This is a genomic window from Stenotrophomonas sp. 278 (assembly GCF_003935715.1).
Taxonomy (GTDB): Bacteria; Pseudomonadota; Gammaproteobacteria; order Xanthomonadales; family Xanthomonadaceae; genus Stenotrophomonas; species Stenotrophomonas maltophilia_AH.
In genome coordinates this window covers 1-24004 of the sequence record NZ_RHPP01000017.1, presented here as the reverse complement: position 1 = coordinate 24004, position 24004 = coordinate 1, and the positions used below count along the sequence as shown (strand labels likewise).

Annotated in this window: 14 protein-coding genes and 1 pseudogene; 4 read left to right on the top strand and 11 right to left on the bottom strand. The window is 65.7% G+C overall.

Annotated elements, in window-relative coordinates:
• The first annotated feature begins 16 nt into the window (after nucleotides 1–16).
• Nucleotides 17–997 carry a hypothetical protein gene (locus EGJ34_RS04865; protein WP_185750066.1) on the top strand — a complete coding sequence of 327 codons (981 nt, stop codon included), beginning with the start codon at nucleotides 17–19 and terminating at the stop codon, nucleotides 995–997.
• Between the two features lie 40 nt (nucleotides 998–1037).
• Here EGJ34_RS04865 and EGJ34_RS04860 read toward each other — a convergent pair whose 3' ends face one another.
• The 7 genes from EGJ34_RS04860 to glyQ all read right to left on the bottom strand — a co-directional run bounded on the left by EGJ34_RS04860 (nucleotide 1038) and on the right by glyQ (nucleotide 18555).
• Nucleotides 1038–1331, bottom strand: a complete 294-nt coding sequence (locus EGJ34_RS04860; RefSeq protein WP_125359416.1) for a hypothetical protein — start codon at nucleotides 1329–1331, stop codon at nucleotides 1038–1040.
• Between the two features lie 880 nt (nucleotides 1332–2211).
• On the bottom strand, nucleotides 2212–6057 hold the full coding sequence (locus tag EGJ34_RS04855; RefSeq protein ID WP_125359415.1) for a translocation/assembly module TamB domain-containing protein: 3846 nt from the start codon (nucleotides 6055–6057) through the stop codon (nucleotides 2212–2214).
• Nucleotides 6054–7838, bottom strand: a complete 1785-nt coding sequence (locus tag EGJ34_RS04850) for an autotransporter assembly complex family protein (RefSeq protein WP_125359414.1) — start codon at nucleotides 7836–7838, stop codon at nucleotides 6054–6056. The genes EGJ34_RS04855 and EGJ34_RS04850 overlap by 4 nt, the downstream gene beginning before the upstream one ends.
• 77 nt (nucleotides 7839–7915) lie before the next feature.
• On the bottom strand, nucleotides 7916–8410 hold the full coding sequence (locus EGJ34_RS04845) for a hypothetical protein (protein ID WP_125359413.1): 495 nt from the start codon (nucleotides 8408–8410) through the stop codon (nucleotides 7916–7918).
• Between the two features lie 106 nt (nucleotides 8411–8516).
• Nucleotides 8517–15221, bottom strand: a complete 6705-nt coding sequence (locus tag EGJ34_RS04840; protein WP_125359412.1) for a hypothetical protein — start codon at nucleotides 15219–15221, stop codon at nucleotides 8517–8519.
• Nucleotides 15222–15550: 329 nt separating this feature from the next.
• On the bottom strand, nucleotides 15551–17647 hold the full coding sequence (gene glyS / locus EGJ34_RS04835) for a glycine--tRNA ligase subunit beta (protein ID WP_125359411.1): 2097 nt from the start codon (nucleotides 17645–17647) through the stop codon (nucleotides 15551–15553).
• Nucleotides 17644–18555, bottom strand: coding sequence for a glycine--tRNA ligase subunit alpha (gene glyQ, locus EGJ34_RS04830; protein WP_125359410.1), 912 nt, complete (start codon nucleotides 18553–18555; stop codon nucleotides 17644–17646). Before glyQ ends, glyS begins: the two co-directional genes overlap by 4 nt.
• A 45-nt stretch (nucleotides 18556–18600) precedes the next feature.
• On the opposite strand from glyQ, the gene EGJ34_RS04825 reads away from it, so the two are divergent.
• The 3 genes from EGJ34_RS04825 (at nucleotide 18601) to EGJ34_RS04815 (ending at nucleotide 22167) form a co-directional block, all read left to right on the top strand.
• A complete protein-coding gene (locus EGJ34_RS04825; protein ID WP_125359409.1) occupies nucleotides 18601–20460 on the top strand; it encodes a GspE/PulE family protein in 1860 nt (619 codons plus the stop codon).
• On the top strand, nucleotides 20432–21163 hold the full coding sequence (locus EGJ34_RS04820) for a glutamine amidotransferase (RefSeq protein WP_125359408.1): 732 nt from the start codon (nucleotides 20432–20434) through the stop codon (nucleotides 21161–21163). The genes EGJ34_RS04825 and EGJ34_RS04820 overlap by 29 nt, the downstream gene beginning before the upstream one ends.
• 92 nt (nucleotides 21164–21255) lie before the next feature.
• Nucleotides 21256–22167, top strand: a complete 912-nt coding sequence (locus EGJ34_RS04815) for a BPSS1780 family membrane protein (RefSeq protein WP_125359407.1) — start codon at nucleotides 21256–21258, stop codon at nucleotides 22165–22167.
• Between the two features lie 112 nt (nucleotides 22168–22279).
• Here the strand turns inward: EGJ34_RS04815 and tatC are convergent, their stop codons facing one another.
• From tatC to EGJ34_RS22665, 4 genes and pseudogenes are all read right to left on the bottom strand, one after another.
• Nucleotides 22280–23023 (bottom strand): twin-arginine translocase subunit TatC, encoded by a 744-nt coding sequence (tatC, locus tag EGJ34_RS04810; protein ID WP_125359406.1) that lies wholly within the window; start codon nucleotides 23021–23023, stop codon nucleotides 22280–22282.
• Nucleotides 23020–23523 carry a Sec-independent protein translocase protein TatB gene (gene tatB, locus EGJ34_RS04805; protein ID WP_125359405.1) on the bottom strand — a complete coding sequence of 168 codons (504 nt, stop codon included), beginning with the start codon at nucleotides 23521–23523 and terminating at the stop codon, nucleotides 23020–23022. Before tatB ends, tatC begins: the two co-directional genes overlap by 4 nt.
• A 14-nt stretch (nucleotides 23524–23537) precedes the next feature.
• Nucleotides 23538–23765 (bottom strand): Sec-independent protein translocase subunit TatA, encoded by a 228-nt coding sequence (tatA, locus tag EGJ34_RS04800; protein ID WP_125359404.1) that lies wholly within the window; start codon nucleotides 23763–23765, stop codon nucleotides 23538–23540.
• 74 nt (nucleotides 23766–23839) lie between these two features.
• Nucleotides 23840–24004, bottom strand: a pseudogene (locus EGJ34_RS22665) (ligand-binding protein SH3); the annotation flags it as partial.

The window sequence follows — 24004 nt, the reverse complement described above, 5'->3', positions numbered from 1 at the left end:
ACGGATCATCCTGCAATTGCGCACGCCGCAACGGAGCACCCCTGACGTGACGGACATGACTCAACACGCTCGCTTTCACCTGGTCTATGACGGCCCCGCCCTGCTACAGCACCAGATGGAGGTGCGCGCCCTCGCGCCTGCCCTGCTCGCCATGGGTGAACTCGTCGAGCGCGCCAATGAACTGGTCAATGGCAGTCAGGCCAGGATCACGCTGAATGTACATGCCTCGTTCAAGTCGGGCTCGTTCGGCATCGACCTGGAGCTGGCACAGTCGCTCTGGCAGAAGGCGCTGGATTTTGCCAATGGCAGCTCGGCCACGGGCGTACTGAATCTCGTTGGCCTGTTGGGTATCGGAACATCCGCATGCGTGGGCCTGGTGCAGGTCATCTCATGGCTGCGCGGTCGCGGTGTAGATCGTATTGAACCCCTTGGCGAGGGCAAAGCGCGTCTACACGTTGAGGGCGAGTACCTGGACATTGAAGAGGCGGTCCTTTTGCTGCTGCAGGACTACCGGGTGCGTAGGGCGCTTGAGGGCGTCATCTCCGAACCGCTGCGCAACGAAGGCATCGACTGCGTTGCTGTAGTCGATCACCAGGTCCATCATGTGCTGCTGTCCATCGACCGCGCTGAGGCACCGTACTTCACCGCACCCAGCCCGGAAGACGAGACCCTGCAGAGCGATGAGTACATCGGTACCTTGCAGGTGCTGACCCTGGCGTTCCAGGATGGCAACAAGTGGCGCTTCACCGAAGGCGGTGGCAATACCTACTATGCCGTCGTGCAGGATGAGAGCTTCCTCAGCCGGATTCACCTGAACCAGGCGAAGTTCGCCAAGGACGACATCATCAAGGCGCGTATCCGTCGTACGCAGCGAATTACCAAAGACGGGTTGAAGGCCGATTACGAGGTGTTGGAGATTCTGGAGCACCGCAGTGCCGCACCCAAGGTGCAGTTGCGCATGAACTTTGCTGGAAACAGCCGCACCCCATCAGTGTGAATCCCCGCATGCGTCCATGCAGGGATTCACTGGCGTAAGTTCATCGGCAGATCATCGCAATGCTGCCCGCCGGGCCCTGCCGGTCGCGCACGTACGTAACCGCCACCGTCGGCTCGGGGGTTGAAAGCAGGATGTAGCCTGGACCGGCTTCCACCTTGACTCGGGTGCCCGGTTCAATTCCCGCACGTGACATCCACATGCCGCGCAGCTTGATGCAGGGAATCAACGGATCGCCGGGTTGGCGCTCCACTCCTTCGTGATGCAGCGTGTGGACCTGCACGCTGCGCGGGGTGTGCCAGTGGTAGGTAATGCGCGACTTATCTTTCTTTTGCATGGAGAGCCTCGAGTAGAAAACCTCCCCGCCGGAATGGCGGGGAGCCGGGAGGCTGAAAGCCGTCTGCGTACGCACGGCGTGACGTATTTCCGCGAGGGTGTTGTATTGCGCCACCCTCCCGGCATTGTCTTGCTTACATACGCAGATAGAGCTTTCAGACTCTTGGGCCAACCATGCAACAGAAGCAACGATAGCGGATGTAGGAATTTTTGCGTGATGTTGGTGCAGCGCGCTGTGGTGTTTGGCGGCGTGACGTGATTGGTTTGTGTGACCCGTTCGTGCGTTGGTGCGTGGGCTTATGCGGATTTTTCACGCGTGTCGCAACCGAAATCGGTTGGACTGGCGCATGCGGATTTCTGCATTTTCGTGGTGGCGCGAATGGCATTTTTCCCGTGCGAAGAGCGCGTTTCGATCGGGGGTCATGCGTTACCGGATGTGGGGTGTTTCAGGGCCGTCGTCTGTCGACCGACGCTACCCGTCCAACATTTCGAACGAACCCATCAATGTGATATCCGCGTAGTGACACGCCATGCGTGTCATCGATGGCACGTCCGCGAAACAGGCATTGTCGCCGTTGATTTCCCGTGGCCACCGACCATTTGTCGTGGCGGGTCGGGGTGGGTTGGAGGGGGCACGAGCCGCATGGGTCGGGCGCATGCGCCCGACGGGTTGGGCAGGACGCCCAACCCCGGTCTTGCCGTGTGCGCAGGATTGCGCACACGTGCAAGCGGCGATGAGCTTACAGGGATGTATTCACAGCGTCCCCCGGAACGCCCATCCCGAGCCGCCAAGCCGGGAGCGCCGTCAGCCGAGGGTTGTTCGCGTGAATCCAGCAGCAGCCACGCAGGGCGTGGCTCTACGGATTACATGCCAAATGCATTTACTTCTCGCGCCGCCAGTTGAGGGAGCCTCGGTTTTCAACGGTGCTCGATTCGAGTTCGAGGTCGAAGCCGCGGCGTAGCAGGTACTTCAGGGTCAGTACCGAACCGCTGCCGACCATCGACACGCCGTAGCCGATGTACAGCTTGGGCGAGATGTACTTGCCGAAGCCGATCACCGAACCACCCAGCGCGCGCGACTGGCTTACACCCGCATCGTCCAGGCCCAGCTTCGCGCCCAGCTGCGAGGCCAGCAGTCCACTGCCTGCCGACAACGCCGCAGAAGCCGCCGTCACCTGCTGGGTCTGGTCGCTGCTCGCGTTGGTCAGGCTGCGGCCCAGCACCAGGTAGGCCAGCGCTTCGGATTGCGACATCGCCGGTTCCGACCACACGTCCACCCGTGGCGACTGCGCACGCCCGGTCACGTCGATGCCCGCCGTCACATCACCGATCCGGCGCTCGGCACGGATGTTGATGCGCGGATCGCTCACCGCGTTGTAGTTCCAGTTGAGGTTGCCACGCGTGATCGTGAGGTCCTGCCCGTACGCCTTGTAGCGTCCGCGCACTTCCAGCGCACCGTTCGCGGTCATCTCGCGGCCCGGCCGCGCCCAGACCTGCATCTTGCCGCCCAGCCCGCCCTTCAAGCCGAAGCCGGCCATGTTGACCTTGTCGCCCAGGCTCACCGTCAGGTCCATGTCCAGCGGCGAGGTCGGCGTTTCCTCCGGGTCCGCCGGGTCCAGGATCACCACGTCCTCGGACACCGAGGTGCCGCGATCCAGGCGCTCCAGATCAATGTCCGCCTCCGGCACATGCACCGTGCCGCGCAGCTCCATCGCCGTCTGCGCCAGGGTGAAGTCCAGGTCCGGGTTGGCCACGATCCGCAGCTCCGGCGTGTTCGACAGCAGCACGTTCTCACCGTGGATGTGCAGCTGCAGCGGCTGCGCATCACCGAACCACGACAACCCGCCGTCCACGAACAACGTGCCCTTGCCCGAGTTCGCCTGCGCCTGGATCTTCGCCGAGCCATCCGGCTGCGCGGTGAAGCTGCCCGAACCCTGGTCGAAGCTCAGCCCCAGTGCCGGGAACTCGCCCTTGAAGTTGCTCAGCTTGGCCTCGCCGCCCAGCGACGGCTGCCCGCGCGTGCCGCGCAGGCTGACGTGACCTTCAATCAGGCCGGTCGGGCGCACGATGTCCGGCGAGAACAGCTCCAGCCAGTACAGCCGCGACATGTTGAGGTACAGCTCGCCGTTAAGCGGTGCGCTCGGCTCCCAGCCGGTCTGGAACTTCGCGTCAACGAAGCCGTTGCCCTGGAAACCCACACCCAGCTTGCCCACGATCTGCGCCGGGCTCATGTCCACGCTGGCCGAGAACTGGTCGTAGCGCACCAGTTCGCCACGCGCGTTGTCGCCCAGGCGGATGCCGCCTTCCAGCGAGGCGATCCGTACGTTGCCTTCCCACGCATTGCCACGCGGACGAATGCGGCCGTCCAAGGTGATTTCGCCGCGCAGGTAGATGCGCCGGCCCGACTGCGGCGGCAGCCACGGCTGCACCAGCGCCAGCGGCAACGCGTCACCACGTACCACCAACCCATCGCGCGGCCAGTTTGCGCTGGCGCACAGCGCGCCGCCGGTGGCCGCACCCAGGCAGGTGTCGCTCAGGGTGAAGTTGCTGCCCTGCACCGCGAAGGTGGCCGGGCCGCGCAGGTTCCAGGCATCGCCCTTGACCGGCGCGATGTTCAACTGCGAAACATCGCCGCGCCACGTGTTGCCTTGCTGGCGCACCCCGCCCTGCAATGCCACCGCACCCAGTTCATTGCGCGCCTGCGCGTCCAGCCGCAGGTTCGACACACTGCCGCGTGCGTTTACGCTCAGCGTGTCCAGCAGCATGCCCACCTGCACCGCGGTGCCTTGGAGCGCCAGCGTGCCGTTGTCGCCCTGCCACGGCAGGCGGCCCTGCAGGCTGATCGACTCCGCGCTGTAGTCGCCGTAGCGCAGGCCGTTGCCGACCAGATCGGCGGTGATGTCCGGCGCGGTACGCGGCCCACGCACCTGCACGGAACCGCGCAGCGTGCCGCTGTTGCCGGGCAGGAGGTCATCCAGCTGCACCGGATCCAGCTGCGCCTGCACGTCGAGGCGGTCGCCTACGCTGCCCTTGGCGGTCAGGCGGCTGTTGCCCACGGCCAGCCGCACATTCCCCTCGCCCTGCGTGCCACGGATCGCGAAACGGCCCTGCGCATCGACCGAACGGTTGCGCAGCGTGCCCTTGATGCCCGGCACGTCCACGGTGGCCTCGTAGGTCGGCGCGGTTCCCGGTGCACTACCGGGCGTCGGCGGGACCTGCCGGCCCTTGGAGGCCAGCGAACCCGACAGACGCCCGTCCCAGCCCGGCACGAAATACCCGGGATCAAACCCGGCCAGCCTGGCGGCCACGTCCCAGTCCAGCTGCGGAGCCCAGGCCACCTGGCCGGTGGCCTCCAGCGTGCCGCCGGGGGTCTTGGCCTGCAGCTGCTTGATCTGCGCGGCCTGGTCGCTGCCGCGGATGTCGAACTGCAGGTCGGCGCTCTGCTGTTCGCGCTCGACCGATGCCTCACCCACCGCTGCCCACTGCTTCAGTGTGCCGGCCAGGCCCATGCGGGCCTCCTTGAGGGTTACTGGCACCGGCGCAGCCGCGCCCGGCGTGGCCGGATCGGCCGCCGGCACGTAGGTCAGGTCGTTGGCCACAATCGAGAAGCGAAGGCTGGCGTTCTCGCGGTCGCTGAAATCGGCCTTGCCCTGCAGTCGCGCCTGCCCGCCGAAGCCCTTCACCACCAGCGGCGACACCGTCAGGACCTGGTCAGCCAGGCCGACGTTGGAGGGGGCCAGTTCCACCACCAGATCGCCCTGCTGCACGCGGCCCTGCAGATGCGCCTGCCCGCCCTTGCCATTGGCCTGGAAGTCCAGCGACAGAGGTGTGCTGGTGCTGGCGTCCATGCCCGGTACCAGCAGCGCCAGATCGAGTGCGTCGCTCTTCGCGCTGGCCTTCCAAACCGGGTCGTCGCGCCCTTCAAAAATCAGACTGGCCTGCAACGGCTCCGGCGCGTAGCCGGCCAGCGCCACTTCCATGCGGCCGAGATCGCCGCGCGCCACCAACCCCAGCCGCGCCGGTGTGCGGCCACGCGGGGCCGGCATCAGCGCGCTGATCGTGATGTCAGTCGAGTAGTCGTTGCGCGGGACATAGCGCCCATCAACACGGAAATCACCGTAGTCGCTGTCCACCACCAGCTGCTTGGCGCGGAATTCGCCGTTGGCGATCTCCAGCCCGCCGCGCACCTTGTCGATGTCGATCAGCGGTTCGCCGGCCTGGGTGACGCGGAACCCGTCGATGGTGATGGTATCGACCTGGATCGCCAGCGGCATTTCGATCTGCGGCAGCGACTCCGGCCACGAGGGCATTTCAAACGGTTCGTCACTCTTGGCCAGATTCAAGCTGGCATCGGTCAGCTGCAGCGCGTCCAGCTGCAGCTTGCGCCCCAGCAGCGGACGCAGGTCGGGATCGAGGTAGGCGCGCTTGGCGGTGAAGTGGATGTCGTTGTAACGGAAATCCAGGTCGTGCAGCACCAGCGGCCCGGCCAGCGGACCGTCGACCTTGCTCCACTGCAGGGTGGCACCCACCGGCAAGCGTGCCATCACCTGGGCGAGCAGCACGTCGCGGCCGGCGACGGTCTGCAGCAGCCAGTACAGCAGCAGCAATGCCAGCAGGCCCAGGCCCAGCGCGGTGAAGCCGGACCACGCCCAGAAGCGGCGCCTGCGGTAGAAGCGCACGCGCGGTGGGGCGATCTTGTTCTGCGGGGCGGGCGTCGGCGTGCTCACAGGTCCGCTCCGATGTTCAGGTACAGCTGGAACTGCGAATCCGGGTCATTCAAGCCATGCGCGATATCCACCCGCACCGGGCCGACCGGCGACTTCCAGCGCACGCCGAAGCCGACACCAGTGTGCAGGTCGATGGTGTTGTCGAAGGCGCTACCGGTGTCCACGAACACCGCCGCACCCCACGGACCCCCATTGAAGTAGTGCTCGTACTCGGCCGACCCGACCACCAGGTTCTTCGCGCCCAGCGCGTACTTGTCCGGTTCCGGGGTGCGCGGACCCACTTCGCGGAAGGCGTAGCCGCGGATGCTGCGGTCACCGCCGGCGAAGAAGCGCAGGCTGGGAGGCATGGCGACCAGGTCGCTGGTCCAGGTGGTGCCGCCTTCACCGCGCAGGATGAGACGGTTGCTGTCACCGATCGGGATGTACCAGCGCAGCAGCACATTGGCCTGCACGAAGCTGGTGTCCGAGCCTGCACCTTCCACGCCGCCGCGCACCGTGGCGCTGCCGCTCACGCCCTTGCGCGGAAACAGGTTGTCGTCGACGTTTACGTAATCGGCGACCAGCTGCGGATACACCAGCGTGGAGGTGTTGTAGATGGCGTTGGTGAACTCGGTGCCCGAGGCATAGCGCCAGCGCTCGCGCAGGGCGTTGACCGAGGCGATCAGGGTCCAGTTCTCGTTGAGCTGGCCGCTGCGACTGCCGATCAGCTTGAAGTTGCGCAGGTCGATGTAGTCGGTCTGCTCGTCGTACGCGCTGGCGGTAAGCCCATACCAGCCATCCAGCCAGCGGAACGCCGGCACCCGGTAGCTGACCACCAGACTCTTGCGGTTCTGCGCATAGTCCAGCTGGGTGTTCATCTTGTGACCGCGGTTGTTCAGGAAGCGACGCTCGATGCCGCCACGCACACCGGCCCCGCTCTCGCTGCCGTAGCTGACACCGGCGGTGTAGATGGTGCGCTTGGCGCGTGTCAGGTTGACGTCCACCGGCACGTTGCCGTTGTCGTCGGCCTGGTCCGGACGCGGCTGGATGTCGATGGTGCTGAAATAGTCCAGCTTGGTCAGCGACTCGCGCAGGCGGTCCAGCTTGCCTTCGTGGTAGTAGCTGCCGGTGTCCCAGTAGACGAGCGGGTCGAACAGCCTGTCGACGAAGTAGTCCTGGTTGAAGCGGATCTCACCCATGTTGTAGCGGCGGCCGCTGTCCCAGGTCAGGTCGATGTCGGCGGCGTTCTCGGCACGGGTGATCTCGACCCGGCGCTCGGTGTAGTCGGCATCGAAGTAGCCGCGCTCGGCCAGCCGGCGGGTGATGACGATCTTGCTGGCTTCGTAGGTGGTGTGCTCAAAGCGCTGGCCCTTGCGCGGGCGGAAATTCTCCAGGTCATCCTGCAGGTACTGGTCCAGCTGGGCCGGGCCGGTGATGTCGATGTGCTCCCGACGCACCAGCGTGGGTGGGCCCTTCTCGACATGGATGACCACGCGCAGCGTGTCGCCTTCACGCGGGCTCTCCACGGTGATCTTCGGGTTATAGAACCCGAACGGCTCCAGCGCCTGGCGGGTCTGGCGTTCGGCCTGCGACAGCAGGTACTCCAGGCGCGACTCGCCCTGGACCTGGCCGATGGTGTCGTACAGCGACAGCGAGACCTCGATGTTCTCGATCATCTCGGCGTCGTCGCCCTTGTCCAATCCCTTGATGTCCACCTTCTCGATGGTGCCGCGCGCGTGCGCCGCCGAGGCGGCGAACAGGGCCAGCACCATCAGGGGGAGGGCGTATTTCTTTGGCTGCATCGGGACAGGATAGCGGGAACGGGCTGAAAACGAAGCCCGCCGAGCAGCGTTATCGTACGGGGGACATCACGCCGTATTCACGATTGCTCAAGATGTGACAGGAATGTGGCCCAGTCCCGGGCTGGTGAGACGTAGATTTCATAGCGGGAGGTATCCTGACCCGATTCGATGCAGAGCACATGGAACGCCCCTTCAAGCTGGACAAAAAAGCTGTCCGCGCCCCCGTGGGAATGGCGCTTGCCCAAGACGATGCTCGCCGGATCGAGGGCAAGGTTGCACTCGCCGAACACAACGCCATCCGGCGAGCGCGCCGCTTCCCGGAGCATGACAACCGGGCCCGACTGTCGACCACCCTCGGGCGGCAGACTGTCGCCCGGCAACCACCCGGTATCGAGACACGCGACCAGCTCCTCCCGGTAGCGGACACGTTGAAAAGTGGAGAAGTCCAGGTCCGCATGAACCGCCTGAACGCCGTCAAGTGCCTGATCCACCGCCGCCGGTGATGGCAGGGAATCGCCCGCGCCGCACACGGGTGCATTGGGCCGATCACCGTCAATTCTGTTGATGCTCATTGTGTCTCCGCTGTCATGGGGGCTGCCGATGAACGCCTCCGTTTCGCTCATTGGCATGCTTGCCGTAAAAGCCACCCGGGCCGGAGAGCCCGGGTGGTGCGGGAAATCAGAACCCTTCGATGAGGTCTTCTTCCGGCGTCCACAGTCGTGGAACCGGCATTTCACTGGCTGTCGGTGGGTGGTCCATCAGATCCCTCTCTGCTCGTTCGCGCGGTCCTGGATTGGCCTTGTCAGAGAGGAGGGCATGTACCTGCGCACGCGCCTGTTCCATGTCGGTTCCGTTGCTCGCCCACTCTGATTCAGTCCGCGTGACCCATCTGTTGACCATGATCTGAAACCGGTGCTGGGTGCGTTCCGCATTGTCGATGTAATGATAGTAGACACGGACATTGAGATTTGGCAGAACCTTCATCAGTGCAGTCAGTCGGCGATTGCAGGTCGTTTCGCAGGGATGCATGTCCGATACCAACGTTACCTCGCCCGTTACTTCGGGCACGGGCACATTCACCGGAGCCAGCAGTCGTGGTGCGGTGCCGGGATCCGTGTCGATCAGGCCATCGGACAGCAGCTGCAGGAACTTTCCTTCGCTGCACGATCGGATCTCGAAAACGCGGTAGGGGCCAGGACGCAGTGAGCGCAGGTTTGAAGCCAGTGGCTCGGTGTCGCCCAGTACCGAGCGCATGGCCGGACTCAGCTGACCCTTCTGAAGCGATGCAAACTGCGCGTCATCCATCGCCTGGAACGTCACCCAGTGCGTGCTGCCGCCACTTCCATCACGCGGCAGTTCAGCACCCAGGTCCTGTTCCGTCAGTTCAACCATTCCCGTCGCCCGCGTCCGCTCACTGCTGACCGTCATCAGGTCCGCTCCCATGGGATAGTCAGAGCGGAAGCGATCACTCGGCGGAATCGCGATGGCGACCCGCTGCTTTCCCTTTCCTTTGTACTGCTTTTCCACCTCGTCGTCGCGCAGGAACACCCTGCGCATGGGCACATTTCCCACATACTCTCCGGGTGTCAGCCAGCTGACGGGCGGGCCGCTGTAAGCAGACCCCGTTTCCGGGAAACTTTCGGACGGAGGTACCCGCTTGCCGCCAACCATCAATGATCCCACGCGGTAGGCCACGAAGTTCTTCATCCGGAAGTTCTTCTCATGCATGAGCGTCATCTCCGACAGCTCGACCATGCGTGCCTTCTGCGCCGGGGTGATCCCGGCCGGCTGTTTGGAATCCAACCGAAGCTGGGTGAGCTCCTCCCGCAGCGCGCGGATCCTGGCGTACTCCTGCTCTGCGTGGTCGTGGGAGACCTGCAGGGCCTGCGTCACTTCGTCACGCGCGTCTACCTCGTTCCGGGTGAGGTCCACGGAGATCGCAGGATCACAGTCCGCGCTTCGCTTGACTATTCTTCTGACAGCTTTCGGAAGGGTGCAGGTATTTCGCACCAACGGGGTCTGCTTCATGTGCTCGACCACGACTCTGCGCAGTGCTGCCGCGTCCCCCAATGCCTGCTGCTCGCGTGGTGTCAGCGCTTCGAATATGGCCTGCTCCCAGCTGGGCGGTGCTGCTCCGCCATCTTCAGTCGCACGGCGCACGTTACCGTCGGTGGCAAATGTGACACTGCGGAGATTCTCTTTACCGTCGGCATCGCTGAAACTGAGCACGAAGCCTTCGCCGTTGGGATCGTCAGTGATCTTCCAGTTGAGCTTCGGGACGGTTTCCTGCAGATGATTACGTAACTCCTGCACCTGCGACATGGAGCGCAGACGGCCGCTCAGGACCGACTGACGCTGCTCCCGGCGCGAGCGACGGGCCAGCACCTCGGCGACCTTGGCCGACGTTTCGGTCGGAAAGAGCCACGACAGCGCGAGTTTCTCCAGTTTCATATCGCTGGCAGTCAACGATTCTGCTTCGCTTTTGGTCAACTCCGGGTAGTGCTTGTTCAGATTATCGGCAGCCGTTGGAAGACGGTGCTGGACGATCAGCCAGCGCTTCCAGGAGAGCAGGCTCTGCTCCTGGTTGAGCAGAATCGTGCGGGCAAGCTCCTCACGTACGGCATTTATCAGAGCCAGACCGTCGCTGTCCGGAGAAAGCTTCAGCCGATGACGCAGCGCGACTTCATCGGCGGCATCGATCAACATTTCCAGGGTCGGCAACTGACGCGGACTGGAAACCTCCACCATCATCCCTACCGCTCCCTTTCCGAAGCGGACACCACGCGTCCATTCGCCTATTTCCTGGATGAACGTCTCAACGCTCCTGCCGTTGCCGAGCAACGGGCTGTCAGCCCAGGCACGCATCATGATGGCTTCGTCGCCAGGCTGGCCGAGCGACTGCGGATCGTCCCGGATCGCCTTGATGCGTTCCTGCATGTTCAAGTCGCGGATGAAGTCCTTCATGTCTGGCGATGGCGTCATGCCGGGCGCGCGCGCACCGAACATCGCTTCCACCTCGTCCAGCTTGTCTGCTGGCAGATGGGCGGCCTCGGGCATCTTCCTGAGCCACTCAGGCTTGTCGACCGTGCGTGGCGTCGACGTCTTCAGGCTGTTCGGCTGCCGGTCCAGACGCTGCCACTGACCATTTTCCAGGTGGACAGGGGGTCCGGTCTCGTCAACGGCATTGTCCAGCTTGAGCCGCAATACGTTGTCGCTTTCGTCCTCGTAAATCGGAAGGTAGCGGTCGCCCTGTTTCACATAGGTAGCCTCTCCTTGTGCGAAGAGCGTCGTACCGCCTACCTCCTTCCTCAGGACAGGCAGCCCCGCGATGCTCAGCGATTCGCTGGACAGGGAGAAGACCGGATTGACCTGGCCATCAGGGGTGAACGCCTCGGCCTGCCGGCGCCACTGGGCCAGCGCATCGACGGCCTCGGTGACCGACGACAGCCCTCTCCGGCTCAGCTGGAACAAGGTGCTGGGAAGTGAGAAGACGCCGAGCACGTCCAGCGCATCACCCAGACTGCCTCCGACGGCACCGACCGCACCGTCCACATCACCACGTTCCAGCGCGTTCATGCCGCTGTGGATGCCCTCGGCCACCAGCGCCAGCGTGCTGCTGACGCACAGCGCGGCCAGGGTGCCGCCACTGCCCAGCGTGCAGGTCAGTCCCGACAGAACCGAACCGAACAGGGTCAGTGCCTGGGTCACCCGCTCCAGCTGGCTGGTGGTCATCTCGTCCACGTCCGAGGTGCGCATGTCGATGAATGCCTTGGCGGCCTGCAACGGGCCACTGGTCCTGCCGAACGTCACCGGGATCCCCTTGCGGGTGCGCTTGCCGTGGAAGGCCCGGGTCAGGTCCTCGTGGTGGCGCAGCGGCGCGCGCGACATCACGTAGTCCTGTGCTTCAGGCAGCAGCAGCCAGTTGCCGAATGCGGCTTCGTCCAGCAGCTGGTCGCCAGCGCTGGTGCCCGGTACGAACACGTAGTGTTTTCCGTTTGCATCCAGCGACCAGAGGCCGTGGATGTCATGCCCCCTGATCTGCACGATCTGCAGCGCTGACCGATACTTTCTGCTGCCGTCCATTCGACCGTGCGCGTGTTTCAGCGCTGTGTAGTCGGCCGTGTCCAGACGCCCGTGCAGGTAGGCATTCTCGATCATCCACAAGGTGTGCACGCGGATGTGATTGGCCATGGAGGCATGCAGGCCATTGCTGGCGTCGCTGGCAACGGCCTTCAGGTGCGCGACGTAGCTGTCGGCCAGGCGGTTGCTCTGGGCCATGTCGTCGAGCACGCCGCAGATTGCGCGGCGCGCTGCTTCATCCATCAGCTGGGCGGTGCGCTGCCGGTCGGTGACCTTCATGCCGCGGCCGTCATCCTTCTGCACGGTCAGGTCCATGTCGAACAGATCGATCGGGCTGGGCCAGGGTTCCAGCGACTGCCGCTGGTTCGGCAGGCCGCCTTCCCAGTCCGGCAGGTCCGGCAGGTTCGACGGCAGGATCGGGCGCAGCAGGCCATGCTTCTGCCAGCCACTCACTGCCCAATCGGTCAGGTGCATGCGCGTGCCCTGCACGGTCAGCAGAATGTGATCCGGATCGAGATCCTGGAAGTCGATGCCTGCCAGCCTCAGGACGTTCACCAGTTCGGTGGTCAGCCCCGGCCGGGCGTGGTCCTGCAGCGTCTGCACGTCGTTGCGCAGATGCTCGGTGTGATCTGCATCGGTTGCCACATTGGCGATGCCCAGCGTGGTCCAGTGCAGGCGATTGGCCGTAATCTGCTGCTCGGCGTATTGCTGGGCGAAGCGGATGCGCTGGGAGGCCCAGTCATCCAGCGTATGGCCTGGCTCGGTCGCCGGTTTGAACTCGAACACAAAGCTGTCGCCCGCATTCCAGGTGTCAGTGCCGAGCTTGCCGGACTGGAAGGCGGCCTGGCGTTCCTGCCAGCGCTGCACCTGCTCCTGCACACGCGGGCGCAGCGCAGGTGGGGCGGCGGCAATGATGTCATCGACCAGGGTCCGGTCGATTCCGCCGTCCACCACGTGCACGCCGCCCTTGGCACGGCGTTCGTCCAGGAACTGGCGGAATGCGTTCTCGTTGTCAAAGGCATGGAACTGCTGCAGGTCAGCGCGGTACAGCACGACCTGGCCGTGCAGGTCGGCGTCGGCGCTGGTACTGCGCAGGACGAGGTAGTGCGGTACGCTGAATTCGACGGTTCGTCCGTCGGACAGCACGTCGCGATAGGTCAGCAGGGCGCTCTCCACGTGCGCCGCACCCTGCAGGAAGCCCAGCACGATGTCCGCGCCGCGGCGCAGGGCGTGCGGACCACTGCCGAGCGTCCCGCGCGACTTGGCCCTGACCGCGTCGATCACCAGCCGTGCGCGCAGCGCCTTCACCAGGGCCGGCTGCAGGACCTCGCTGCGCGTCTCCACCTCCTGCTGCAGCGTCTGGCAGTCCTGGCTGGCCAGGAAGCCCTGCAGCAGTTCCTGCGGCCCTGCACTGAGCGGCGTGCCGTTGTGGATGATGCGTATCGGCGAGGGTGTGCTTCCGGCGCGCAGCAGGCAGTACTCCAGCAGCGGCATCTTCTCGTCCACCGTGACCCCGGCGACCTTGGCCCGGCCCAGATCCACCTGCAGACCGTCATGCCCGGCCTTGAAGCCATGGCGTGCCAACGCTTCGTCCAGTGTCTGCTGCGGCAGCGCCGCCAGCGACTGCAGCGCCGGCTCCAGGTGGTGCAGCACGTGCAGCTGGGTGACCACCAGTTCCTGTTCCGACCCGACCAGACCGGCCACCCACTGCCAGCCGTCCTGCTGGGCGATGTCCTGGGCCAGCGCCAATGCCCAGGCCTGCATCGAGCGCAGGGTTCCGGTCAGCGCTGCGTTGCCCAGCAGCAGGTCGCGCTGGACGTCGGTCAAACCCTGTACGCTGCCGGTTTTCGGGGATGCGTCGGTTGAATTCGTGTGCCCGGACACACTGCGGCGGCGACGCGAGTGGCCTGAACCGTCCAGAGGTCCCAGCAGCTGGTCCAGCCCGGTGCCCCAGGCACCGTCGAGCGAAACCACTTCCTGCGTCAGCAGCGCGGCCAGCTGCTCGGGAGTCGGTGGCTTGGCACCGGTGGGCCACCATGCGTCCCTGAACCAGGCGGCGGCACCGGCCAGGATGGCGAAGGTTCCTGTCGCTGTCGCCTTCACCGGGTTGCGCCTGATCACGTCGCCCACGCCGGCCAGGAGGGACGTGGTGGCGGCTCTCGGTGCGCCATCCAGCAGCGCGGAACCGGCAGGGTCGGCAGCGCTCGCAGCGGTCGAGGACGCTCCGGTTTCCGCCATTTCGATCCAGATCTCGTTCTGCGCCACTTTCTGGAAGCCACCCACGATGCCAACGCCGGTACCCAGCCAGCTGAGCCAACCCGTCACACCGCCGGCCACACCGCTTGCCGGCGAACGTGCGGGGTAAAGCTCGTCGAGCGGCGGCACCGCGATGGGCCCCGGCGTGGCCAGCCGGTTCGGTGCAGACGCACTCTGCAGATCGAAGCGGGGGCGGCGGGGTGGGGGCGACGCCGGCGTGACCAGGCGGCGGGGCGTGGGCACCGGCGTGTTGTCGTCCTGCAGGTGACGGCGATCCTCCGCGCGTTTGAACGCCACCATCTCCTTGCGGTCGATGCTCGACAGCCGGCCCGGCCCCTCGGGCACCGGGGCGAACAAAGCGCCGCCAAGTCCATTCGCACTGGCCAGCCTGCGCCAGTAGATCGGCAGGTTGGCAATGAAGTCTGCGACCCCCTGCAGTTGCCCCGAGGCCTTTGGCAGCCGGTTGTGCAGCTGCCACAGCAGCACGGCGGCCGCGAGCGCTCCGCCCGCCTCTTCGATTCCCAGGTCCAGCGTGGTGGCGTCATCGGTGTTGCGTACCCAGTCGTGCAACGACTGCAGCGCTTCCGTCAGCGCCGGTGGCAGTCCGCGGATCACGGTTTCGACGGCCTCACAGCTGCGCAGCGCCGGCAGCAGCGGGAGCAGGCTCGGCAGTGCGGTGCTGATCGCGTGCCAGTCGCCCTGGTACAGCGCGCGCGCCACCTGGGCAGCACCGGCCACCCCGGTGACACCCGGAAGTGCATGCGAGGCCGAGCGCCATGCCTGTCGGTAGACCGCGTCGTTGACGATGTTGAAACACATGTCCTTGAGCGGGGTCAGGATGTCGGCCTGGTCGGCCAGCGCCTGCTCGAAACGCGCGACGATGGCCCCGCGGACGGCGGCGTCCGAGGCTGCAAGGATTTTCGTTGTGAGCATCGTGACCAGCTGCGGTGCGCGCGGGTCGCTGCTCTGGATGAGCTGTTCGAGGACCGCATGTTCCCGTGGCGTCAGCTCAACGTCTGGCCGCGCGCGTGCGGCGGGCAACGCCAAGGCGTGGTTCCTGATCGTGAGTGGCGGAGCGGACGGAAGCGGGCCGGTGGGCGTTAAACCGTCGACGTCGACGGATAACGACGGCAGCGCAGGCGAGGAGGAAGAGGGGGTGGCAGCGACGGTGTTCGGCATGGCGGAGTCATTCGCGGAGTGGGGGGAGGCGGACCACCTTCGGAGCACTTGCATTGCGCTCGGTGGTCGACTCGATACTCGGAAATGCAACGCCGTTTTCGAATACAACTTTCTATCGTTTTCCAGGATTGTTCTGATAGCAAAATGCCCGGCTCTCGCCGGGCACTTCGGGTTTCCAGAACGTTCCGCGCCGCGGATCAGCTGGACAGATGCTCGATCGCCGCCACGCTGCCCAAGCGGTCACCGAGGCGCTTGAGCAGCGCCAGGCGGTTGCCGCGCAACGCGGGGTCCTCGGCATTGACCATCACGCCGTCGAAGAACGCATCCACCTGGGCGCGCAGGCGGGCCAGACGCGCCAGAACGCTGACGTAATCCTTCTGGTGGAGGCTGGCGTTGCTGTCGTCAATGGCCGCTTCCACGGCCTCAGCCAGTTCGCTTTCGGCCGGTTCGGCCAGCAGCGAGGGATCGACCATGCCCGGAATATCGCCTTCGGCCTTGCGCAGGATGTTGCGGATGCGCTTGTTGGCGGCGGCCAGCGCTTCGGCCTCCGGCAATGCGGCGAAGGTGCCGATGGCGTCAATACGGCGGTCGAAGTCGTACAGCGAAGCCGGCTTCAGTTCGGCCACGGCATTGAAGTGCGTGGCCGGCACGCCCTTGTCGGCGTAGTAGCCGCGCAGGCGCTCAAGAATGAACTCGTAGACATCCTGCGGCAGCGACTCGGTCTTGCGCTCGGCATTGGGCTGGACGGCGGCGGGCAGATGGCCGAACGCGGTCTCCAGCAGCGCGCGCAGATCCAGGTCGAACCCCGACTCGATGATCGTCCGCGCCAGGCCCAGGGCATTGCGGCGCAGGGCGAAGGGGTCCTTGTTGCCGGTCGGCTTCAGCCCGGCTGCAAAGCCACCGGCCAGGGTATCCAGCCGTTCGGCAATGGCCAGCACCTTGCCCAGCGGCGACAGTGCGATGTCGTCGCCGCCAAAGCGCGGCTGGTAGGCCTCGTCGATGGCCAGCGCCACCTCCGGCGAGTCGCCACCGGCCACGGCGTAGTGGCGGCCGGCGATGCCCTGCAGTTCCGGGAACTCGTTGACCATGCGCGACTGCAGGTCGTTCTTGGCCAGCAGCGCGGCGCGCTTGGCCAGCACCGCATCGGCACCGACCTGCGGGGCGATCAGTTCGGCCAGCGCCACCACGCGCTGCACCTTGTCGGCCACCGAACCCAGCTTGGCCTGGTAGGTCACGGTCTTGAGACCTTCGCCCATCGACTCCAGCCCCTGCTTGAGGTCTTCGTCGAAGAAGAACTTGGCGTCGGAGAAACGCGGGCGGATCACGCGCTCGTAGCCCTTGGCCACTTCGGCCACGTCCCTGGACTCGATGTTGGCAATGCCGATGAACTTCTCGGTGAGCTTGCCGCTGGCATCCAGCACCGGGAAGAACTTCTGGTTGATCTCCATGGTTTCGATCAGCGCTTCCTGCGGCACGGCCAGGAACTCGCGTTCGAAGCTGCACAGCACCGGTGCCGGCCATTCCACCAGGTTGACCACCTGTTCCAGGTTGTCGTCGGTGATCCGGGCCTGGCCGCCGGCCTTGGCCGCTTCGGCGTGGGCGCTGGCGACGATGCGCTCGCGGCGCACGTCGGCGTCGACCAGCACGCAGGCCGATTCCAGCGAGCTCACATAGTCTTCCGGGGTGCTCAGCCACACGGTCTTGTCGTGCATGAAGCGGTGACCGCGGCTCATGCGGTCGGCCTTCAGGCCGAGCAGCTCGGCGTCCACCACGTCCTTGCCGTGCAGCAGCACCAGCCAGTGCACCGGGCGCGCGAAGCCATAGGCATGGCTGCCCCAGCGCATTGGCTTGGGAATCGGCATGGCGGCAATCGTTTCGGCCAGGATCTCCGGAAGCAGCGCGGCGGTGCGCGCGCCCGGGGTCACCGAACGGTGGACGAAGCGCTCGCCCTTGCCGTCGGTGGTGCGCTCCAGCGCGTTCCATTCGATGCCGGCTTTGGCGGCGAAACCCTGCAGGGCCTTGGTCGGCTGACCGTCGGCGTCCAGCGCGATGTTGAGGTACGGCCCCAGCACTTCGGCGCGCTGTTCCGGCTGCTCCATGGCCACACCGGGCAGCAGCACGGCCAGGCGGCGGGGGGTCGACAGCGGCTTGGCGTCGCCGCGTTCCACGGCCACGCCACGCCTGGTCAGGCCATCAATGACGCCATCGAAGAACGCCTGGGCCAGGCCCGGCAGGGCCTTCACCGGCAGTTCCTCGGTCCCCAATTCAATCAGCAGCGGCTGCATCGTGCTCATGCCTGCACCTCCTTGGCGGCCACCGCTTCAAGGCGCTTGGCTTCATACAGTTTTGCCACCGCCTGGGCCAGCGCGCGTACACGCAGGATGTAGCGCTGACGCTCGGTGACACTGATCGCGCGGCGCGCGTCCAGCAGGTTGAACGAATGGCTGGCCTTGCACACCTGCTCGTAGGCCGGCAGCGGCAGGCCCGCCTCGACCAGCATCTGGGCTTCCTTTTCGCACGCGTCGAAGCGGTGGAACAGCTCTTCCACGTTGGCGTACTCGAAGTTGTAGGTGCTCTGCTCGACTTCGTTCTGGTGGTAGACGTCGCCGTAGGTCACCGGCGTGCCGTCCGGGCCGTAGGTCCAGACCAGGTCATACACGTTGTCGCAGTTCTGCAGGTACATGCACAGGCGTTCCAGACCGTAGGTGATCTCGCCCAGCACCGGCTTGCACTCCAGGCCACCGGCCTGCTGGAAGTAGGTGAACTGGGTCACCTCCATGCCGTTGAGCCAGACTTCCCAGCCCAGGCCCCAGGCACCCAGGGTCGGCGATTCCCAGTTGTCCTCGACGAAGCGCAGGTCATGGACCAGCGGGTCGATGCCCAGTGCCTTGAGCGAATCCAGGTACAGCTGCTGGATGTTGTCCGGGCTCGGCTTCATCGCGACCTGGTACTGGTAGTAACGCTGCAGGCGGTTGGGGTTTTCACCGTAGCGGCCGTCGGTGGGACGGCGCGAAGGCTGCACATAGGCGGCATTCCAGCTTTCCGGACCGATCGAGCGCAGGAAGGTGGCCGGGTGGAAGGTGCCGGCCCCGACCTCCAGGTCCAGCGGCTGGATCAGCACGCAGCCCTGCTGCGCCCAGTACTGGTTGAGGGTCTGGATGAGGCCCTGGAACGTGATCGGAACGGTCTTCGTGGCGGACATGCGGCGGATTCTTGCCTGCAAAGGGGGTGCGCTAGTATAGCGATCATGGATCATCGCCCATCGGTACCGCCCCTTCCCGCCGGCCAGACCGGGTCTGCGTCCACCCCGGAGCCGGTACCGTTGCCGCCCGGCCGGCTGAGTTTTGACCAGGTCGCGGCGGCGCTGGTGGCCGATGGACTGGTCGCGCCCCAGGAACAGGAGCGGATCCGCTTTTCCGCCCACGGGGCGCGCAATGCCAGTGAGGTTCATCCGCTGGTGCTGCTGGCCAATCTCAAGCTCGCCTGTGCCAGCGGCGGCGAGCTGGGCCTGGAACGGCTGACCGAATGGCTGGCCCAGCGCACCGGTACCCGCTACCTGCGCATCGACCCGACCCGGGTGGACGTTGCGGCGGTCACGGCCCTGGTGTCCCATGCCTACGCCAAGCGCCACCGTTTCCTGCCGCTGGCAGTGAACAGCGAGCGCGTGCTGGTGGCGACCAGCGAGCCCCTGGCCAGTGAATGGCTGCGCGACCTGCAGCATCTCACCCGCCGCCAGATCGAGTTGACCACGGTCAATCCGCTCGATCTGCACCGCTACACCATGGAGTTCTACGGGGTCACCCGCTCGGTGCGCGGCGCGCGCAGCGACAGCCGTGGCGAGCCCAGCGGCACCCTGCCCAGCTTCGAGCAGCTGGTCGAGCTGGGCCGCGCCGGCGACGTCAACGCCGACGACCACCACATCGTCCACATCGTTGACTGGCTGCTGCAGTACGCCTATGAACAACGCGCCTCGGACATTCACCTGGAGCCGCGCCGCGACATGGGGCGCATGCGCTTCCGCATCGACGGGGTGCTGCACAAGGTGTTCGAGGTGCCCCCGGCGGTGATGACCGCCGTGGTCAGCCGGATCAAGGTACTTGGCCGCATGGATCTGGCCGAGCGCCGCCGCCCGCAGGATGGCCGCATCAAAACCCGCTCGCCGGGTGGGCGCGAAGTGGAAATGCGTCTGTCGACCATGCCCACCGCGTTCGGCGAGAAGTGCGTGATGCGCATTTTCGACCCGGATGCGGCGTTCAAGAGCATCGACCAGCTGGGTTTCAGCCCGGAAGAAGCGGCCGGCTGGACCGCGCTGGTGGAACGGCCGCACGGCATCGTGCTGGTCACCGGCCCGACCGGCTCGGGCAAGACCACCACCCTCTATTCCACCCTGAAGCGGCTGGCCACCCCGGACGTGAACGTGTGCACGGTGGAAGACCCGATCGAAATGATCGCGCCGGAGTTCAACCAGATGCAGGTGCAGACCAACATCGACCTGGACTTCGCTGCCGGGGTGCGGACCCTGCTGCGCCAGGACCCGGACATCATCATGATCGGCGAGATCCGCGACCTGGAAACCGCGCAGATGGCGGTGCAGGCTTCGCTGACCGGTCACCTCGTGCTGTCCACCCTGCACACCAACGACGCGCCTTCGGCGATCACCCGTCTGCTCGATCTGGGCGTGCCGCACTACCTGATCGCCTCCACCGTGAACGGCATCCTGGCGCAGCGCCTGGTGCGCACCCTGTGCCCCCACTGCAAGGTGCCCAAACCGCTCAGCGCGGCGCAATGGGCGGCTCTGGCTGATGCCGATGAAGCATTACCAGAGTCGCCCACGCCATATGCGCCGGCCGGCTGCATCGACTGCCGGCGCACCGGTTACCTGGGGCGGGTCGGCCTGTATGAGCTGCTGCCATTGGGTTCGCGCCTGCGCGGGCTGATCCGGTCGGACATGGATCTGGCCGGTTTCAGCCGTGCGGCGCGTGCTGAAGGGTTGCGAACCCTGCGCCGCGCGGGGCTTGAAAAGGTGGCGGCAGGGCTGACTACAATCGAGGAAGTCCTGTCTGTACTACCGCCCCCGGATGAACCGCGCGCCCTTCCTGATTCTTGAAACCGGCCAGCCGGTCGCCTCGTTGCGCCGCTACGGGCGTTTTCCGCACTGGATCCGGGTGGCGGCCGGGCTGGAGGCCGACGACACCGTGGTGGTGGATGTCGAGCACGGCGAAGCCCTCCCCGAGCCGTCTGGTTTCGCCGGAGTGATCGTCACCGGCTCGGCTGCTTACGTCACTGACCGTGCCGACTGGAGCGAGCGCAGTGCACAGTGGCTGCGCGACGTCGCCCACGACGGCCGCCCGGTGTTTGGCATCTGCTATGGGCACCAGCTGCTGGCGCATGCGCTCGGCGGTGAGGTGGCCTACAACCCGGCCGGGCGCGAGTCGGGCACGATCGAACTGGCGCTGGACCCCTCCGCAGTCGACGACCCGCTGTTCGCCGGCCTTCCCGCGCGTTTCCCCGCGCACGCCACCCACCTGCAGACCGTGCTGCGTGCCCCGGAAGGGGCCGCCATCCTGGCCCGCTCGGCACAGGACAACTGCCATGCCTTCCGCTGGGGGCAGCAGGCCTGGGGGGTGCAGTTCCATCCCGAATTTGCCACTCACCACATGCGCGGTTACGTGCGTGCACGTGCGGACTGCATCCGCAGCCACGGCGGCTGCGCCCGCACCGTGGCGCGTGGGGTCAGCGCGGCCCCGCTGGCCCGCCAGCTGCTGCGCCGGTTCGTGCGCCAGGCGCGCAACATCGAACGCGGACACTGAACCGCCACATCTTCAGGTGCCGCGCCCGCAAAACAGGGATAATCGAGTCAGCACGGGGCCTGCGGCCCCTACTCCCCCTGTTCCGGATTGGTATGAGAGACATTCGCAAGCTGCCCGCCTCGGCGGGTGCCCAATGGCTGCTGGACACTTTTTCGTTGTACCGCCGTGCGCCGCTGCAACTGGCTGTGCTGGGTGTGATCGGCATGCTGGTCAGTTCGTTGATGTTCGCCCTTTCGCAGGCGCTTCCCAGCTGGATCGGCACGGCGGTGCAGATGCTCTGGCTGGCCACCGGCCCGATCGTGTTCGGCGGCATGTTGTGGGCAGTGAGCGAGATCGACCAGGGTCACCGTGCCCGGCCCACGCATCTGCTGCAGCCGATCCGCGACCGTCGTGTGTTCCACCTGCTGGTGCCGTTGCTGATCTACTTCGCCGCCATGGTCCTTCTCGGCAGCCTGCTGCTTGCCATGATTGGAAAAGAAGGACTGGCGTCCATTGCCCAGGCCACGCTTGATCTTCAGGCACTGCAGCTGGCCGACACGCCCGCCACCAGTGAACAGATGCAGGCGGTGTTCGACCCGGTTCCGGTCAAGCGCATCCTGCTCTGGATGGCACTGACGTTTGTCGTGTTCGTGGCGCTGAGCATGGCGATGTTCACTCAGCCGGCACTGGTCATGTTTGATCGCCAGAGCGGCATGCACGCGCTGCGCATGAGTCTGCAGGGCTGCATCGAGAACTTCACCGCGATGGTCGTGTTCATGCTGTTGTGGCTGATCGCCTCGGTGTGCATCAACTTCCTGATTTTCATCGTGGCCAATATCGCGACGCTCTTTGCCGGACCAAATGTCGGGATGGCCGTGCTGAACCTGGGTGTGATCACCGTGATGATGCCGCTGTACGTCGGCGCGGTATACGCCGCCTGGAAGCAGATGTTCGCTCACCGCACCCGTGGTAACCCGCCGCCGGTGCCGGCGTCGAACGGCCCGAAGAACATCCTCGCCGCCTGATCGGACGTAGAGCCACGCCCTGCGTGGCTTCACGATGCCAGACCGATCCGTAGAGCCACGCCCTGCGTGGCTGCGCGGTGCCGGCTTGGTCGAAGCCACGCAGGGCGTGGCTCTACGCGGTTTCCGCCTTGCTTTTGGGCACCAGCCATCGCGCCGCGTGAATGCCCAGCTCATAGAGCAGGCACATCGGAATGGCCAGCATCAGTTGTGACACCACATCCGGCGGCGTCAGGATCGCGGCCAGCACGAAGATGCCCACGATCGCGTAGCCGCGGCCTTCCTTGAACTGCTGCGGGCTGATCCAGCCCAGCAGGGTCAGGATCACCATCGCCACCGGCAGTTCGAAACTGCTGCCGAAGGCGAAGAAGATCGCGAGCACGAAATCCAGGTACGCATTGGCGTCCGGGGTGATCGCGATGACATCCGGGCGGAACGTCGTCAGGAAGTGGAACACCGCCGGCAGCACAAGGAAGTAGGCGAACGCGCAGCCGATATAGAACAGCAGCACCGACGACACCAGCAATGGCACTGCCAGACGCTTTTCACGCGCATACAGGCCCGGGGCCACGAACGACCACAGCTGGAACAGCAACCACGGCACCGCGATGAACAGCGCCACGAAGAAGGTCAGCTTCAACGGTGCGAAGAACGCGCCGGCGGGGTTGGTGGCGATCATGGACTGCCCGTTGGGCAGCTGCGACACCAGCGGCTCAGCCAGCCAGGTGTAGATCTGCCGCGAAAACGGCATCAGCCCCAGCAGGATCACGCCCAGCCCGATCAGCCCGCGCATCAGGCGCGCGCGCAGCTCGATGAGATGCTCTATCAACCCGCTTTCGGGTGCGTCCTGGCCGCTCATGGCTTGGCCTCCGGCGGAATGTCGGCGGTCGGCAGCGGGGCGGGCGCGCGCGGCGATCCCCCGTCGATACCCGGCGGCGACATCGCATCGCGCGGCGGTTCCGCTTCCAGAGTTTCAGACCCGGCCGGTACCACGTGCTGGGCCACGCTGGCCGGTGAATCCGGCACCGGCCCGGTCATCAGCGGTTCTTCCGCGTGGCCCGCTTCGGTGCGCGCCACATCGCGCTGCAGCTCCTCGGCCTGCCGCCGCGCGGCTTCGCCACTGGCGCGCAGCTGCGCCTCGGTGTCCTGCACCGATTGCTGCGCCTCGCGGAACTGACGCTTGATCTCATCGGCGTGCAGTTCGCGTTCGAGCTCCTGCTTCACCGAGTCCCACTGGTTGCGCGCACGGCGCACCCACAGCCCGGCGAACCGCGCCGCCTTGGGCAGGCGTTCCGGGCCAAGCACTACCAGAGCGACCACTGCAATGAGCAGCAGTTCGCTGAAGCCGATATCGAACACGCCAGATCGTCCGGTCAGCGACGGTCGCGGTCGTGCTCGTTCTGCGAGGACGTCGTCGAATCGGTGTTGCGCGACTGGTCATTCAGCTGCGCGGGCGGCGCATCTTCGTCGCGCATGCCCTTCTTGAATTCCTTGACGGCGCTGCCAAGGTCCTTGGCACCGCTGGTCAGCTTCTTGGTGCCGAACACCAGAAGCACGATGACCAGCACCACCACCCAATGCCACAAGCTCATACTGCCCATGTGCTGCTCGCGTACCTAGTAAACAGGAGGTTGAGCATAACGCAACGCCGCCATGACGGCGCGCGTGACGAAAGTCAGTTGCCGTCCAGCGACTCGGTGCGGATCTCGCCCTCGCCCACTGGCTGGAAGCCCTGCTGGGCCGCCGGCTGGGCCGGAACCGCCTGCAGTGGGGCGGTAGTGGCTTCGGTCGTGCCCTGTTCAGCCGGCGGCAGCGCCGGGGCCGGCGCGGTGCCCGGTGC

Bases quoted from the DNA above. Each gene is read 5' to 3' on its own strand.
- EGJ34_RS04860 (WP_125359416.1), bottom strand. From the start codon at position 1,331: ATGCAAAAGAAAGATAAGTCGCGCATTACCTACCACTGGCACACCCCG.
- EGJ34_RS04850 (WP_125359414.1), bottom strand. From the start codon at position 7,838: ATGCAGCCAAAGAAATACGCCCTCCCCCTGATGGTGCTGGCCCTGTTC.
- EGJ34_RS04845 (WP_125359413.1), bottom strand. From the start codon at position 8,410: ATGAGCATCAACAGAATTGACGGTGATCGGCCCAATGCACCCGTGTGC.
- glyS (WP_125359411.1), bottom strand. From the start codon at position 17,647: ATGAGCACGATGCAGCCGCTGCTGATTGAATTGGGGACCGAGGAACTG.
- glyQ (WP_125359410.1), bottom strand. From the start codon at position 18,555: ATGTCCGCCACGAAGACCGTTCCGATCACGTTCCAGGGCCTCATCCAG.
- EGJ34_RS04825 (WP_125359409.1), top strand. From the start codon at position 18,601: ATGGATCATCGCCCATCGGTACCGCCCCTTCCCGCCGGCCAGACCGGG.
- EGJ34_RS04820 (WP_125359408.1), top strand. From the start codon at position 20,432: ATGAACCGCGCGCCCTTCCTGATTCTTGAAACCGGCCAGCCGGTCGCC.
- EGJ34_RS04815 (WP_125359407.1), top strand. From the start codon at position 21,256: ATGAGAGACATTCGCAAGCTGCCCGCCTCGGCGGGTGCCCAATGGCTG.
- tatC (WP_125359406.1), bottom strand. From the start codon at position 23,023: ATGAGCGGCCAGGACGCACCCGAAAGCGGGTTGATAGAGCATCTCATC.
- tatA (WP_125359404.1), bottom strand. From the start codon at position 23,765: ATGGGCAGTATGAGCTTGTGGCATTGGGTGGTGGTGCTGGTCATCGTG.